We start from the raw sequence: 226 nt of genomic DNA, 5'->3' as shown, positions 1-226 counted from the left end.
ACTGCTTCAACAAGCCGGATATCAGACTGCAATAATTGGTAAATGGCATCTTATCAGTGAACCGCAAGGATTCGATCATTGGAGCATCCTTAGCGGCCAACACGAACAAGGTGACTATTACGATCCTGATTTTTGGGAAAACGGGAAGCATATTGTAGAAAAAGGATACGCCAAGGATATTATTACTGATAAAGCCATTGAATTCCTCGAAGGTCGCGACAAGAAC

The 226-nt window shown here is 42.5% G+C and carries 1 protein-coding gene; it reads left to right on the top strand.

Going from position 1 to position 226, the window contains the following annotated elements:
* On the top strand, positions 1-226 hold a 226-nt coding region (locus HJW02_RS13235; protein ID WP_208050715.1), incomplete at both ends, for a sulfatase-like hydrolase/transferase.

Source organism: Akkermansia sp. GGCC_0220, assembly GCF_017566105.1.
GTDB lineage: Bacteria > Verrucomicrobiota > Verrucomicrobiia > Verrucomicrobiales > Akkermansiaceae > Akkermansia > Akkermansia massiliensis.
Note: the sequence above shows the minus strand (reverse complement) of the source record. Positions and strands in the feature narration are given on the sequence as shown.